We start from the raw sequence: 14,110 nt of genomic DNA, 5'->3' as shown, positions 1-14,110 counted from the left end.
ATTAGTCAAAAACCAGGACTTCTTTCGCTCCTGCTATACGTTGTGCGTAACAAAAAATTGGCCCCTTTGACGAATCTCTCGTCAGGTTAACGGGGAGGGTTCTCATTCACCACTGATGTTGTTAGCCAAAATGATACCGCAAACCGTCTCCCTGTCCCTAAAATTGAGGCACAAGAACCGTCCCCATGCCTCATTAATGGCTTAGTATGGTCCCTGAATAAATGGCGTTTGTTCTTACTCCAGGTTTTATTTCTCCGTTTATAGAGAAAATTTGGTTATCCATTAAAACTAAGCCTTCTCCACATGGTGCATCAAATGGAACCTTTCCTACAGATCTCCAGGTATCGTTTTTGGCATTGTAGATTAGTATTTGTTTATTCCAATTAAACTCATAAGGATCAGCCGTAAAATATTTTGTTCTAAAGGCTGCTAGTTCTTCTCCTTGTAATGTGTTTAAATTTTTGACCGCATAATCATATACTTCCTTATTAAATCCTCCAATTACTAGCATTTCATCATTATTTAATTTGACAGAATTGGCACCAAGCAGGGATATTTCTTTATCACCGACTTTTACGGAGGAAACCTTTGACCAGCTATTTGTTTGGATATTATATTGATACCCATCTGTGTAAGCAATCGATCCGCCGCCACTAAATACATATAGGTTTCCATTTAATAATTGAGCTACACTTTGATTTCTGACCGTTTCTCCTGGTATGGATGCCAGCTCCCTAGTAGTGGACGTTTTTAGATCATATTCATATAATTTATTGCTATCCTTGCCATTCTGCTGTCCCAGTCCAATATATAATTTTCCATCCTTCTCCACTGCGATTCCATTACTTATCGTAAATGGCAGATCTCCTACTTTTTCCACTTTGAGTTTTTTATTTTTATCGATCGTAAGGAACAGGATATCGTCTGCATATTCCTTTTCAGGACTTCCTCCAACATAATAAACACCTTTATCTGTCGTGATTGACGCCCCATATCCTATCTTATGGTCAAGATTCGTATGTTCTACCATCGTTAAACCACTATCTTCTTTTTTGAAAACATAAATATCAGAGTAATGTTCCTTTGCCCCTCCATTTAGAACGGATTCATAAGGAAAATTCGCTCCTCCACCAACCATTAAATAATTTTTATAGGATCCTGATAACACTCCTGCTGTACCTATGTTCTTATCAAATCCCTTTTGTGCCTCCAGCTCTCCTGCATGTTCCCATGTGATTCTTTTTACGGATTTAACATTTTCAGAAGCATATGCTTTGAGCTCTATTTTTGCGTTTTTGGAAGCGTTAGCGTTCGTCCCAATATAACCTCCAATAACAAGCATGGTTGTAATGGCTGCGATCCAAACTTTTTTCAAGATATTTCCTCCCCATTTTAGTAACGCATCATTTGGAATCTAGCGATTTCCAAATACGGTACTTTATTCAGAAATTCTAGTAAAGCTTACTTGATAAATTTTTCGATATTTTCATATTGATCTCTTTTGCCGTTTCAACATTTTGCATGGCAATGCCGGTACATAGGAGGTCAATAAGATAAAGCTGAGAGATTTTAGATACTAGTGATCCACTGTCTAATGGACTCTCCTTCGAAGATGATAATAAGACTAAATCTGCAAACCTTGTTAACGGAGATTTAACATAACTAGTTAAGGCAATCACTTTCGCATGATTTCCCTTGGCAATCACCACCGCATCTACGATGTCTTTTGTACTTCCAGTAAGGCTGATGGCAATCACAACTGTTTTCTCGGTCATACACGAAGCTCTCATGATTTGAAAATGCGAATCCGTCACAACATCGGAATGTTTGCCAATTCTCATTAAGCGATTTTGCATATCTAACCCGGCTATTCCTGAAGCCCCGATGCCAAAGATGACAACATCATCCGACTGGTTGATCATTTCAATTCCCGCTTGCAATTCTTCCAATCGGATGACTTCCGAGGATTCATTTATCGCCAGTATCATATGATTTCTGACTTTTTTAATGATCGTTTCATGGTCATCTTTTTGTGCAGCCAGCGAGACTTCTTGGGCTAACAAAAATTTAAAATCCTGAAACCCTTTAAACCCCAGTTTTCTAAAAAAACGTAAAACGGTGGCTTCCGCTGCTCCACTAGCCTCCGATAACTCCGTTAGAGAATGATATAGCAATTGTTGTGTATGGTCCCGAATGTATTCATATATCTTGTTTTCTGATTTAGTAAAGGTATGCTTATTTTGCTCCATGACAATGGACGGTTTAATACCTTTCATTTTATCGATCGTGTTCGCTGTCATTTTCATCCACCTCCAAAATTGGAAAAGCCTCCAATGTTTATATTATAAACAAGAAGCAGATGGTTAGCGTATAGGGTGGATAAAAATGTCATATACAGAGTTATATAGGCAGAATTTTTCCGTTCGGTAAGCAACTGTTACAAAGCGATGATGGCTTCGTAACAGCTCTCATCCTACATTAATCAGCTCTGATAATAATCTGATTGGTGAATTTGGCCGCCTCTTGATTTGAATCAAATAATTCCCCATAAACATTATAAATAGAAAGATCAGGGTCCAATTCAAACTCCGCGGTATATGCTCTTGGTTTGATATCCGGGACGATTCCTTCAAAAACGAAACGGCGATTATCGATTTTTTCTGCTAAATCAAGCTGGACTACTTTTCCGTCGATGATGGCGTTAATTCGTTTATTTCCCATTAACATAACAAAGTCATCAAATACAATCTCTACTTTGATTTTCTCTCCTGGACGATAAGGCTTTGGATTTTTAGATAAAACATCAAATGATTGTATGGCTGGCTTTGGTGCTTGTTTATATCGCTGCCATTTTAAGTAGTCCGTATTAAATTGAATATAGGACATGACCGTATTGGCCGTTCCTTCATAAAATAGACCAATGTCACCGTTTGAAAGGTTGGTGAGGCTGGAATATCCGTACTGGCCTTCTTTCACAAGCTGGCTGTATTTCCAGTTAAAAGAATATTTTGTCCGGCCATTCTCATAGGTTCCAGCTTCCTCGATTAACCCTGCCTTAACAGTGCCATTTATTCTGCTCCCGGAATCACTGGCGCTGGAAAAGATGACAGCTTCCTTTCCATCAATCTGGCCATTATAGCGAATCGCTGACATTTGACTGTATGGTGCAGTTAACGCCTTTTCCGTCACTACTTCAGACTCCCAAGTTTCTCCGCCGTCAAAGCTTGTCGCAATTTGTGCATATCCTGAGTGATTGCGCATGAATAATTTCAGCTGGCCGTCCGGCATTTCTACCACTTGCGATTCTGTAATTTCATGATCATAATTGGTAAAATATCGTTCATTGATGGTCTCACCGTTTACGATCCTGCCTTCGTTTGGAGACTCTCCGCGATGCCATGTTTTACCGTGGTCATCACTATAAATAACGGCACTAGCTTGTCTGTTATATTCATTTAAAAAATAAACAGGAAATACTAGTCTTCCTTTGTAAGGGCCCTCGGTCAGCTGGATGCCGTTTCCTGGACCTGTCCCTAAGAAAATCATCCATTCTTCTTTTGTTTCATCATTTAAATCAATTGGTCCTGTCCACGTTTTTCCTTCGTCATCACTGTAATACAGCTCAAGGTAAGATGTTTTAAAAGGCTTTAATGGAGAGGTTTGGCTGAAATAGTTATCTATTTTTTCGCCATTCAAATATAAATTTCTATCTTCATCAACTGAATAGGCAGTAGGAGTTCCACTTTCGTCATAGACGATTCCATTCTCTCTAATCGTGTATTCCTTGTTGTTTGCATCTTTTAAATACAGGTACTGTTTGCCATCTATCGTTTTAAACCCAGTTCCTTTATACGCATTTGTGCCAAAGCCCCCCATGAGTCCAGCTCCATGCGGAAACCCGTCAACAAGTGCAAAAATTCTCTCATTGGAAGCATCCTGTAATAATGACAAGTCAATATTAGAGGCTTTATCCGTGTAATCATTGATGACTATACCGTCAGCTTCCCATGTTTGACCTTGATCAAAGCTTCGTCTGACGACAGCATCGATATTGTTTGGAGAATCTCCTCCATTTTCTACACGGCGGTCGATACCGGCAATCAATGTTCCTTTTTTACTATAAAGTAACGCAGGAATTCGGTAGTTATTGGAGTTCATGAAGCCTGGATAAAATACGCTGAAAGGATTGGTGAGCTTAGCTGTATCGGGCATAGGGTTCACTAATGATGCAGCTTTGGTTTCACCGGTAATGGTTGTTAGCGACTCATCAGATAGCGGCTGATTGTAAACTTTGACAAAATCAATATTGCCGTTAAATGGATATTGATTGCCTGATAACCTTTCCGTTCTTCCTAATTGCGCGCTGTTTGGCGCATAAATGTTACTTAAAAATTTCCTTGGAGACTGTGAATCTTCCTTGATTAATTCACCATCTAAAAAGTACTTATACCCTTTATCCTTGTCTACCACCATCGCAAGGGTATACACTTTATTTTCTTTCAAATTCACTGGGGCACTCACATGGACATTTGTCTTGGCTTCTCCCGGTTTTTCAAAGCGATTTTCACTTCCGATCGCTGAAGGAGAAATGTACAGATGAAAATGGCCATCCCGGACCTGCTTATTACTTAACGAAAAAAGTGACATAATGGACGAGCCAGTGTATTGAAATCTTACAATAATGGTTCCTTCATCCATTGCTTTCAGCTTATCAACTTGATTATTTAAGTCAGTGAAATATCCGTCTTTAATCCTCTGGTTTTCTACTTGTAAAATCGGCTCAGGCATATCATCCGTGGACACTGCTGAAACATACGCACCCTGTCCACAGACGAAAATGGCTATAAGCATTAATAATAAGAATTTTGAAAATCTTTTTGCCAAAAAAATCTCTCCTTCCATAAATGGTCATGTTATACCTTTCTTCTAAGCTTACTGGCGGATCAAACATATGATATCGCTTACAATATTCACCTCGCTTCTCATTCCTTTTAACATGATGCTAGATTTCTATTATGCTAGGGAAATATTAACACAATTGACAGTTTATTGTCTATAATTTTTAAAAAGTGACAATCACTTGTCATTTTAAGCACTAAGGTTACTGTGGACGATTCTTTTTTTAAAATGGGGTTAGCAAAAAGGGGAAGCGTCTATTTATATGAGAAATTCCCCAATCCTGGAAAATATCACTGCGAACCATCATATTTATCAAAGAGATGCTGTCATTTTGGAAAAAATGGGCTGAAAACCGGACAAATTCTTTCTTGGGAGGAAATCGAGTCTTGCATCCGAAGGTCAGTCGTGCCATCCGACCTTCCAATCATCTGTGAATCTTGTTCGTGGCGTTCGTTGGGGTTTGCGAGGAAAGAATTGAAGATATTCAGAAGGGAAGGGATTACGGGAAATCCTGAAAGGCCTTTCCCCTTTACTCTGCTTTGAAGTAAAGCCCCCTCCCTTGAAGAGGTATTCATGAGGTTTGGATTATTCCGCAGCTAAAGCCTGTGCTTTAGTTACATGAACTGTTCCGGCTGGGTGTTGTGGAGGAGCGTATATAGAATAAAGTTTTAAAGGGATATTACCTGTATTGGTCACATTATGCCAGGTGCCTGCAGGGATCATAATGGCAAAATCATCATAAACGTTTTGAACAAAGTCTAAACGCTCTTTTGTCTTGCCCATTTGCACAACACCTTGACCTTGTTCAATCCGTAAGAATTGGTCAACGTGAGGGTGAATTTCTAAACCAATATCTTCACCAACATTGATACTCATCAATGTAACTTGCAAATGATTTCCTGTCCATAATGCGGTACGATAGGTATTGTTCTGCCTCGCAGCCTCATTAATATTGACTACAAATGGTTTCCGCCCATAATCTTTTGCCTGGATTCTTGCGTTATCATACATATTCCAGTAATTAGGATGTCTTGTATAATTATTATACATTGGGACATTGGGTTGATATGGATATGGATATGAATACATCCAAGGGGTATAGTTCATCAAATTCAATCCCTTCATAGATTAATACAAATTATCGTATGCACTATTTTATGGGAATGTACTTAATGTACGGGGCGAACTTTTCCGTTTAAAAGCTTCATTTAATACTTCAACGTTTTATTTGCGCAGTACCTCTTCCGACTCTAGCAAAAACCTTTTTAGGATTCGAAGCCCTTTCTCCAATTCATCCGAGTCCTTAGGAGATGTAAGCGAAATTCGAATAAATTGGGGAGATTCATCTTTTTTGACCAAGAAACGATGAGAATGATAAACATGGATTCCCTGGCTTAAAGCCATATGCTCAAACTGGTTTAGCTGCCATTCTTTATGCAGTGGTATCCAGCGAAAAAAACTAATCGGGTTTTCGCTTGGATCATCGATTTTAAAATATTTCTGGTAAATCTCGTTTCGTTCTTGCGAAATTTCCCGCTTTTTCCTAATGATTTGTTCAGCAGCCCCTGTATTAATTAATTCTGTGATAATTTCTGCATTTAAGGCAGATGTTTTTACATTGAGATTGAAAATTCCATACGTTATTTTTTCAACAAACTGATCAGCATAAGCGATAAAGGCAACGCGAACACCAGAGCTGAGTGATTTGGCAACGCTCAGGATATAAACAAACCGTTCCGGCACAAAATGGGAAATCGGGTAATAGCCATCCGGTGCCAGGAACGAGTATACATCATCCTCTATTAAAATAAGCCCGTGTTTATTGATGACCTCAGCTATTTCCTTTCTGCGCTTCATACTCATAGTCACAGCAGTTGGATTGTTGCAGGAGGGACTCAAATAGATTCCCTGCAATGGATTTGTTCGGCAGACGGCCTCTAATTTCTCCGGCTTCATGCCTTGCTCATCGCCCTCAATAGGGATTAATTGGATATTCATTGTTTTGGCCAGTTCAATAAAATTAGGATACGTATAGATATCCACCGCAATTTTATCTCCCGGATGAAACAAGGACATTAGAATCAGCGAAAACGAATTTTGCCCGCCTGAAGTGATCGCAATATTTTCAATGGGGGCATCCATGTTAAAGCGCTGCATCCACTTTTTGGCTGCCATTCGATGATAAGGCATTCCCAACGGGTGCCTGTAATCTAGTAAATTTTCCAGATAATCTTTGGCGGCAATGCTTTTAATCGCTTGTGCGACGAATGAGTTTGTGTGATCAAGGGGCTTGATGATCCCCATCTCTATGTAATTCTTATGCTCATCACTATCTGCCATGAAAATAGCATTTTTTACATTGGGCGTCACAAAGGTTCCCCTTCCGGTAACGGCATAGATTAACCCTTTCACTTCGCAGATTTTGAATGCCCTTGTGACAGTGCTGAGGTTAATATCAAGATAATCTGCTAATTCCCTCTGCGGAGGAAGCTTCGTATTGGGTGCAAGAAAACCATTGATAATATCATATTCCAACAAACTAGCAACCGATCGATACAATGGAAGGACAAGCTGTTTTTTATCCGGCTTCCACGACATCGGATAATTTTCAAATGAATTAACCGGCATACCACACCTTCTCCTTGAAAAATTGTATTGCATACAATTATATCATTGAACCCATACAATGATGATGATAAAGTAATTTTTATACAAATAATTTATATCAGGGGGTGAAGGATGATGAACATTAGTGAAAACACGTATTTGCGGGAAGAAAGCAGCTTCCTTGCCGGTGTACGGGATTGTCTGCCCACTGTACTTGGTTACTTAAGCATTGGATTTGCGGCCGGTGTGGTGGAAAAAACGGCAGGACTTTCGATTGTTGAAATTGGACTGATCTCCTTGCTTTTATACGCAGGTTCTGGTCAATTTATTGCTGCCGCGATGATTGGGGCTAATAGTCCCGCTCTAGCGATTATCTTTACTATTTTCTTTATTAACCTCCGCCATCTTTTAATGAGCGCGGCGATATCGCCTTATTTCCGTCATCTTACACCCTTCAAGAATGTATTGATCGGTTCTTTACTTACAGATGAAACATTTGGTGTAGCCATGAATGAAGCAGCAAGGAAGAAATGGCTTAGCGAAAAATGGATGTATGGTCTAAATGTAACGGCTTATTTAAATTGGTTCCTAGCCAATATTGCAGGAGCATTTTTCGGAGAATGGATTTCAGACCCGGAAAAATTCGGCCTTGATTTTGCCTTGCCTGGAATGTTTATCGGCCTGCTTGTCCTGCAAATGGTCAGCCGAGGAAAATTGAGGAAAGATATTCTTGTTGCCCTAAGTGCTGTTGCCATTGTTGTCGGGGTAAGTTTAGTGGCATCTGGAAGCGTAGGGGTTATTGTCGCAACCATCATTGCCTCTAGCGTAGGAATGGCGGTGGAGAAATGGAAGTAAGATGGTCGATCTTTTTAATTATTTTAGGCTCAGCCCTTGTTACATTCATTCCAAGAGTGCTTCCAATTGCAATCTTAAGTCGTGTTGAACTGCCAGAATGGGCGATGCGCTGGTTGAGCTATGTTCCCATTGCCGTTATGGCAGCCTTAGTCGGGCAAGAGTTGCTTATGCCAAACGGAAAATTGGCACCTTTGACAGATAACCTTGAACTTATCGCCGCACTGCCCACTTTTATCATTGCCATTGTGACTCGCAGCTTATTGGGAACGGTTGTAGCTGGAATCATCTCTATCATGGTATTGCGGTTTATGTTTTAAAGTGGTACAACGTGATTGGCAAACATGAGGGATTAATCTTCTAACCTATCAATAATATTTTTGTTAAAAACTCTTCAAAAACTTTTTTTGGGGAGTTTTTTAATATTAGAGTGCCTGTCACCACCCAAGTAATGCTTATGAAAATCAACTAATTACGGATAGTGACCTGCACTTGCTATACTCCTCTTATATATCCGGAAAATTACTCATCACCTTTTTCCCTTTTAAACAGCGAATAGGAATAAATCATGATCATCGCAATTCCAACCGCTAATGCCGCGAGGAAAAAGTACATTCCCATGGAACCTATGAAGGTGGTGATTAATGGTACAAGGCCAATAACGACAAAAACATATCCTCCAAACCGGTGTGTTTTTTTCCAGACATATTCTGATGCCAGCGTCCAAGGGGTCCGAATGCCAAAGAAATAGTTATGCCGGATTTGCGTCATGAAATTTCCAAGAACGATAAACAAAATACCTAGTAGTACCGGTACAACTTTTTGAAAAGGTATATTGTATCCCAGTCCACTGAACAGCCCCAATAAATTCGTGATGACAAGAAATAAGATAATGACAGAGTTGATGATAGAAAATGCGCCGCTATGCTTTTTATAAGATTCTCTCTTCGGATCAATGGACGGCAGAAAATTTAAAAACACAAACAGGACAAGGGGTAATGCACTCATGGTGAGCTGTTCGATTCTTGACCCATACCGATCTGGTTCGCCGCTAGATCCCCAGTGAACCGGAAACTTATTAGGAATATGTGGAAAGGCAATAAGATTTACAATCAATGGAATGATGGAAATGATTAGCGTAATATAAAAAAGTTTATTTTTTTTCATGAAGCCCATCCCCCTTTTTGTCTAATAACCATTTGATTACATCCTGCAAAACGGTTGAGTTTAAGGAGTAAATAATAAACTGCCCTTTTTTCTCATCCATCACCAATCCTGCAGATTTCAGGATTTTTAGATGATTGCTAATTGATGGCTTACTCATTTCAAATTGCTCAGCTATGTCCCCTGCCGTTAAATCCTGATCCTTTAACAAATCCAGTATCTTTCTTCGGGTTGGGTCTGCCAAAGCCTTAAAAACCTCATTCATGATATTCCCTTCTTTGTTATTTAGTTAATTATCTAAATATATAATAACATATTTTTCTATCTCTAAAAGAGGGTATTAACAACATTTTGATTCATAAAAAATTGCTGGCTTTTGATGACAGAGAAATTAAAAGCTAAATAAAAAATGAGGCATGAGAACCGTCCCCATGCCTCTTAAAAAATTTATGAATCCTTTCCTATTTCACAACATAGGTATAACGTGGTATGCAACTTTTGGAATTTAGACTTATGTGACAAAATGGCTGGTTTCCAAGGAAAGGTGATGTAACGATGAATATTTTAGAGGTCCAGAATTTAAAGAAATCGTTCGGATCCATTCAAGCCGTAAAAGATATTAGCTTTTCTGTAAAAGAGGGTGAGATTTTCACCATCATTGGGCCAAATGGGGCAGGAAAAACGACCACACTTGAGATGATTGAAGGCTTGGTTACACCAGATCATGGAGAAATACAGTTTCGCGAATTGAACTGGAACAAGCATGCTGTAACGATTAAAAAGAAAATTGGCGTACAGCCGCAATCTAGTGCCATGTTTGATTTATTGACCCCTGAAGAAAATTTGAATCTATTTGCTACATTTTATGATAAGGCACGGCCTACTGAAGAAATTCTCAAATTGGTCAATTTGACCGAGCATCGAAAGAATCAAGTCAAGAAATTATCCGGCGGTCAGCGGCAACGACTTGCGATTGGGCTTGCCATGATTAGTGACCCTGACATCGTATTTCTGGATGAACCAACAACCGGACTCGATCCTCAGGCACGACGAAATGTTTGGGAGATTATTCTGGAGCTTAAGAAATTAGGGAAAACGACTATTCTCACCACTCATTATATGGAAGAAGCCGAAAAACTAAGCGACCGAGTGTGCATTGTGGACCAAGGATTGGTTGTAACCCTGGATTCTCCCTCCGCATTAATAGAAAAGTTAACTAATGAACGAGAGGTACGATTATCATTCCTTGATGGAGAAAAAGCCGCCCAGGATGCAGAGCTTTTTGCAAAGGGACTTGATTCTGTAACGCGTACAGAACGGGAAGGCACCGCACTTAAGCTATGGACCATTAAACCCCAGGATTTACTGTTTGACCTTTTTCAATTTACAAAAGAAAAGGACTATCAAGTCGAGCAAGTTTCGATTCGCGAAATGAGTCTTGAAGATGTCTTTATCGCTTTTACCGGCAAAGAGTGGAGGGATTAGGATGAATAATTTCAAGCAATTTAAGCAAATGTTCCTTGCTCAATTAAAATTAACGCTCCGCGAAAAACAAGCGTGGTTTTGGGGGATTTTTTTTCCGGTAATCTTACTGGTCATCTTTATGACGATATTTGGCGGCGGTTCAAATGATGATTTTAGCACGAAAGTTGCCATTGTTAACGAATCTCCAAATGAAACGTCTACTATGATGGCTAAGCAATTGCAGCAAATTCCGATTATTGAAGTTAGTAAAAATGAACCTGCTAGTGAAAAAAAAGCAAAAGTGTTGGTAAAAGAGAAGAAAGTCGATGCTGCCATCATTTTGCCAGATTCTGCACATGCTACCTCGATTAAACTGATTGTAAATAAAGAAAATGAAAAAAGTGTCTCAACCCAAGTCGTTTCGGGTGTCCTGGATCAATTCATTCAGCAGGCAAACTTGCAAGCAGTGGGTGCAACTCCAACCTTCAAGCAGCAATTTGAAACCATTTCTTCAGGCAGTGCGGAATTAAAATATACTGATTTTCTCTTGACTGGGATGATTGCCTTATCGATAGCCCAGGGCGGCTTATTCGGAATGGTTGACTTAGTGGATATGCGCAGAAAAGGGTTAATCAAAAGACTCCGAATGACCCCGGCTAAAATGGGGATCTTTGGGCTTAGCGATATGGTGATGCGCCTGTTATTCAGCACCATTCAAATCATCCTCTTATCTTTAATTGGCGTTTTCGTATTCGGTGCTAATCTATTTATTAATTTCCCTAGTTTACTCATGGTCTTCTTAATGGGGGCCCTCTCCTTCAACGGAATTGGCTATTTGATTTCTTCTTTTAGTAATACGAATGAGGCATATATGGGTGTAGCAAACATTGTCAGCTTCCTGATGATGTTTGTCAGCGGCATTTTCTTTCCGGTAGAAACCATGCCTGAATGGCTGCAGCCTATATCAAATATTCTCCCGCTCACCTATTTTGCAGACGGTCTAAGAGACAGTATGGTCTATCATACTTCTATTCTTTCATCCCCACTCTGGTATGGATTTGGGATTATGCTCCTTTGGGGTGGAATTGCCTTTATCATTGGTTCCTTGTTGTATAAACGGAAATCAATTGTATCTGTTAGGTAATCCGATAAAACAAGGGAGAACGCCAGTCACCCCCCGTATATTGTTGAGAAGATATCGGCAATATATGGGCAGTGACTGGCACTTTTTTCATGGAAAAATAACATGTCCGGTCGCATATAGCCTTTCTATACGCCCCAACTCTTGATAAATTCAGCGGTCCGGTCGCATATTGCCCTTCTATGAACCCCAACACTTGATAAAATCGGCAGTCCGGTCGCATATAGCCTTTCTATGCTCCCCAACTCTTGATAAATTCAGCGGTCCGGTCGCATATAGCCTTTCTATACGCCCCAACTCCTGATAAATCAGCGGTCCGGTCGCATATAGCCTTTCTATGCTCCCCAACTCTTGATAAAATCAGCGGTCCGGTCGCATATAGCCTTTCTATGAACCTCAACACTTGAAAAAATCGGCAGTCCGGTCGCATATAGCCTTTCTATGAACCCCAATACTTTAAAAAATCAGCGGTTGGGTCGCATAGGAGCTAAAACAACAATGTTTTCGAAAACATCATAAATAAAACCCTACTCCCTACTCATTTTCCATAAAATTCTGCCTCTCCAAGTAGTTCAGCACTGTCTGTGAAAACTCGAGGTGAGATTCTTTCGTATACTTGGCAATGGTATAGATTTGGGCGAGGTTTTTCAATCCTAATTGTTCGGTCATTTCCTTAAGCCTCGGGTTGGCCATGTACCTTTTCCAGCCCTTTTCATTTCTATCTTTATAGATTTCTAGGATGTCTTCATCTGAATAATCATGATACTGGTCGTAGTGAACGAGTCCATGCCTAGGCAATCGATCGCGCGGGGCAGGGTTTTCTGAGGGATATCCTAATGAATAACCCACTATTGGTACGACATTTGGCGGCAGGTTGAGCAGCTCGCCAATTTGATCACAATTGGCCAGCGTTGAGCCCATATAGCAAATGCCCAGTCCGGCATTCTCTGCCGCTAACGCACAGTTTTGTGCAGCCAACGTGGCATCAATGGCGCCAATCATAAAGCTCATAAAGTTATCGAAATGCACAGGTGCATCATTGAGGGCAAGCCATTTTCGCATTCTATTAAAATCGGCACAAAATGTTAATAGAATAGGTGCATCTACTACCATCGATTGCTCCATATGGGCAGAGTATAATTTTCCCCTAAGCTCTTTGTCTTTGGTAACGATAATTGAATACGTTTGCATATTTCCGCTAGAAGAGGCCCGAATCCCCGCATCTAGGATTTGATCCAACAGTTCTTGACTGACTTCCCTATCTTCATATTCTCGTATTGATCTGTGCCCGAAGATAACATCGTTTAATTCCAAAGCCATCACTCCTTAAAAATAGTATAGCATGGGCAAAGACATGAGGACGGTTCGAAATATGATAGATAAAAAAGTTAATCCAAGCCATACTCATTCAGATCAGCTAAAAAGAAGTCCAATTAAATAAGACTTAGGTAACGCTGATCCCGCCATAAAAGACTCATGCTCAGGGCACAAAAAAACCCTCCATTTAAGAGGGAATTCCATTCCGCTCAGGTAGCAGCGGTTTCTTTGTTCATTACGATACTTTTTTTAGTGACCTTTCCAAATGCCTTGAGAAGATTATGTAAACATTGAATTCGTAGAGTATCTTCAAACAAAAAAGAATTTAGGATTTCCTTTTCCAGCAAGGCAAAAACTTTTTTGGCAACATCTTCTTTATCAGAGCTGTATCTATTAGATAGATAATGAACTATTTCTCCTTCATAGTATTCGACTGTCCCAAATAAAACAGATGCCACTAACCTCACCTCCTAGTCACCTTCGTTGTCTTTTGATCATATAACTCTAGTATCCAAGCTTCAACTAAATCCGACATTTTTTAACAAAAGTGTTAGGATTGTTTAATATCATACGAGATTTTAATACTACTGAAACACAGTCGACATTAAAATTATTCTTTTAATATGTATTTTTAAGAGATCCATTAGAAGATTAGTTATCAACGGA

13 protein-coding genes are annotated in these 14,110 nt (G+C 39.7%); 4 read left to right on the top strand and 9 right to left on the bottom strand.

The window, feature by feature from the left end; genetic code table 11:
- Positions 1-193 precede the first annotated feature (193 nt).
- From ACFPA1_RS00235 to ACFPA1_RS00215, 5 genes are all read right to left on the bottom strand, one after another.
- Positions 194-1,375, bottom strand: a complete 1,182-nt coding sequence (locus ACFPA1_RS00235) for a cyclically-permuted mutarotase family protein (protein WP_378580741.1) — start codon at positions 1,373-1,375, stop codon at positions 194-196.
- A 76-nt stretch (positions 1,376-1,451) separates the two neighbouring features.
- The gene (locus ACFPA1_RS00230) at positions 1,452-2,300 is read right to left on the bottom strand and encodes a MurR/RpiR family transcriptional regulator (protein ID WP_378580738.1); all 849 of its coding nucleotides are present in this window, start codon (positions 2,298-2,300) and stop codon (positions 1,452-1,454) included.
- Positions 2,301-2,478: 178 nt separating this feature from the next.
- Complete coding sequence (locus ACFPA1_RS00225) at positions 2,479-4,884, bottom strand: sialidase domain-containing protein (RefSeq protein WP_378580735.1); 2,406 nt, start codon at positions 4,882-4,884, stop codon at positions 2,479-2,481.
- Positions 4,885-5,484: 600 nt separating this feature from the next.
- Positions 5,485-5,949 carry a cupin domain-containing protein gene (locus ACFPA1_RS00220; RefSeq protein WP_378580775.1) on the bottom strand — a complete coding sequence of 155 codons (465 nt, stop codon included), beginning with the start codon at positions 5,947-5,949 and terminating at the stop codon, positions 5,485-5,487.
- A gap of 174 nt (positions 5,950-6,123) precedes the next feature.
- Positions 6,124-7,527, bottom strand: a complete 1,404-nt coding sequence (locus ACFPA1_RS00215) for a PLP-dependent aminotransferase family protein (protein WP_378580732.1) — start codon at positions 7,525-7,527, stop codon at positions 6,124-6,126.
- A gap of 114 nt (positions 7,528-7,641) precedes the next feature.
- Between ACFPA1_RS00215 and ACFPA1_RS00210 the strand changes: the two genes are divergently transcribed.
- The gene (locus tag ACFPA1_RS00210; RefSeq protein WP_378580773.1) at positions 7,642-8,361 is read left to right on the top strand and encodes an AzlC family ABC transporter permease; all 720 of its coding nucleotides are present in this window, start codon (positions 7,642-7,644) and stop codon (positions 8,359-8,361) included.
- Complete coding sequence (locus ACFPA1_RS00205; RefSeq protein WP_378580729.1) at positions 8,352-8,678, top strand: AzlD domain-containing protein; 327 nt, start codon at positions 8,352-8,354, stop codon at positions 8,676-8,678. The genes ACFPA1_RS00210 and ACFPA1_RS00205 overlap by 10 nt, the downstream gene beginning before the upstream one ends.
- A gap of 202 nt (positions 8,679-8,880) precedes the next feature.
- Here the strand turns inward: ACFPA1_RS00205 and ACFPA1_RS00200 are convergent, their stop codons facing one another.
- Entirely contained in the window at positions 8,881-9,525 is a 645-nt protein-coding gene (locus ACFPA1_RS00200) for an SdpI family protein (RefSeq protein WP_378580726.1), read from the bottom strand.
- Positions 9,512-9,787, bottom strand: a complete 276-nt coding sequence (locus ACFPA1_RS00195) for an autorepressor SdpR family transcription factor (RefSeq protein ID WP_213146116.1) — start codon at positions 9,785-9,787, stop codon at positions 9,512-9,514. Before ACFPA1_RS00195 ends, ACFPA1_RS00200 begins: the two co-directional genes overlap by 14 nt.
- A 290-nt stretch (positions 9,788-10,077) precedes the next feature.
- Here ACFPA1_RS00195 and ACFPA1_RS00190 point away from each other — a divergent pair, with 290 nt between their 5' ends.
- Together ACFPA1_RS00190 and ACFPA1_RS00185 are read left to right on the top strand one after the other, a co-directional pair.
- Positions 10,078-11,007, top strand: a complete 930-nt coding sequence (locus ACFPA1_RS00190; protein WP_378580723.1) for an ABC transporter ATP-binding protein — start codon at positions 10,078-10,080, stop codon at positions 11,005-11,007.
- Position 11,008: 1 nt separating this feature from the next.
- Positions 11,009-12,130 carry an ABC transporter permease gene (locus ACFPA1_RS00185; protein WP_378580720.1) on the top strand — a complete coding sequence of 374 codons (1,122 nt, stop codon included), beginning with the start codon at positions 11,009-11,011 and terminating at the stop codon, positions 12,128-12,130.
- Positions 12,131-12,661: 531 nt separating this feature from the next.
- Here the strand turns inward: ACFPA1_RS00185 and ACFPA1_RS00180 are convergent.
- A complete protein-coding gene (locus ACFPA1_RS00180; protein WP_378580717.1) occupies positions 12,662-13,447 on the bottom strand; it encodes a nitroreductase family protein in 786 nt (261 codons plus the stop codon).
- 206 nt (positions 13,448-13,653) lie between these two features.
- The gene (locus ACFPA1_RS00175) at positions 13,654-13,902 is read right to left on the bottom strand and encodes a hypothetical protein (protein ID WP_378580714.1); all 249 of its coding nucleotides are present in this window, start codon (positions 13,900-13,902) and stop codon (positions 13,654-13,656) included.
- Positions 13,903-14,110 lie beyond the last annotated feature (208 nt).

Origin of the sequence: Neobacillus sp. GCM10023253, from assembly GCF_042653105.1 — a bacterium.
Lineage (GTDB): Bacteria > Bacillota > Bacilli > Bacillales > Cytobacillaceae > Neobacillus > Neobacillus citreus.
Note: the sequence above shows the minus strand (reverse complement) of the source record. Positions and strands in the feature narration are given on the sequence as shown.

Excerpts from the sequence above, each read along its gene's own strand:
- ACFPA1_RS00185 (WP_378580720.1), top strand. The coding sequence starts at position 11,009 with ATGAATAATTTCAAGCAATTTAAGCAAATGTTCCTTGCTCAATTAAAA.
- ACFPA1_RS00200 (WP_378580726.1), bottom strand. The coding sequence starts at position 9,525 with ATGAAAAAAAATAAACTTTTTTATATTACGCTAATCATTTCCATCATT.
- ACFPA1_RS00190 (WP_378580723.1), top strand. The coding sequence starts at position 10,078 with ATGAATATTTTAGAGGTCCAGAATTTAAAGAAATCGTTCGGATCCATT.
- ACFPA1_RS00230 (WP_378580738.1), bottom strand. The coding sequence starts at position 2,300 with ATGACAGCGAACACGATCGATAAAATGAAAGGTATTAAACCGTCCATT.
- ACFPA1_RS00180 (WP_378580717.1), bottom strand. The coding sequence starts at position 13,447 with ATGGCTTTGGAATTAAACGATGTTATCTTCGGGCACAGATCAATACGA.
- ACFPA1_RS00205 (WP_378580729.1), top strand. The coding sequence starts at position 8,352 with ATGGAAGTAAGATGGTCGATCTTTTTAATTATTTTAGGCTCAGCCCTT.
- ACFPA1_RS00220 (WP_378580775.1), bottom strand. The coding sequence starts at position 5,949 with ATGTATAATAATTATACAAGACATCCTAATTACTGGAATATGTATGAT.
- ACFPA1_RS00210 (WP_378580773.1), top strand. The coding sequence starts at position 7,642 with ATGAACATTAGTGAAAACACGTATTTGCGGGAAGAAAGCAGCTTCCTT.
- ACFPA1_RS00215 (WP_378580732.1), bottom strand. The coding sequence starts at position 7,527 with ATGCCGGTTAATTCATTTGAAAATTATCCGATGTCGTGGAAGCCGGAT.
- ACFPA1_RS00195 (WP_213146116.1), bottom strand. The coding sequence starts at position 9,787 with ATGAATGAGGTTTTTAAGGCTTTGGCAGACCCAACCCGAAGAAAGATA.